Origin of the sequence: Paenibacillus sp. P2(2022) (assembly GCF_029522175.1) — a bacterium.
GTDB classification, from domain to species: Bacteria; Bacillota; Bacilli; order Paenibacillales; family Paenibacillaceae; genus Paenibacillus; species Paenibacillus polymyxa.
On the sequence record NZ_JAKWFI010000036.1, the window covers coordinates 1 to 621 of the forward strand.

Sequence of the window (621 nt, forward strand, 5' to 3'; positions counted from 1 at the left end):
GACAACCAGGATGTTGGCTTAGAAGCAGCCACCATTGAAAGAGTGCGTAATAGCTCACTGGTCGAGTGACTCTGCGCCGAAAATGTAACGGGGCTAAACACACCACCGAAGCTATGGCTTGATGCTTTGCATCAGGGGTAGGGGAGCGTTGAATGCGGGTTGAAGGTGTACCGGAAGGAGCGCTGGACTGCATTCAAGTGAGAATGCCGGTATGAGTAACGAAAAGATCTGTGAGAATCAGATCCGCCGAAAGCCTAAGGGTTCCTGAGGAAGGTTCGTCCGCTCAGGGTAAGTCGGGACCTAAGGCGAGGCCGATAGGCGTAGTCGAAGGACAACAGGTAGAAATTCCTGTACCACCGTAATCCGCTATGAGCGATGGGGTGACGCAGTAGGGTAGTGACGCGGACTGATGGATGTCCGTCTAAGCAGTGAGGCTGATGTGTAGGCAAATCCGCACATCGTAAGGCTGGGCTGTGATGGGGAGCGAAAATTATAGTAGCGAAGGTCATGATCTCAGACTGCCAAGAAAAGCCTCTAGCCAGGAGAAGGTGCCCGTACCGCAAACCGACACAGGTAGGCGAGAAGAGAATTCTAAGGCGCGCGGAAGAACTCTCGTTAAGG

At 53.1% G+C, this 621-nt stretch carries 1 rRNA gene; it reads left to right on the top strand.

Features of this window, described 5'->3' with window-relative positions:
• Positions 1 to 621 (top strand): 23S ribosomal RNA (locus tag MMB75_RS26040); the annotation flags it as partial.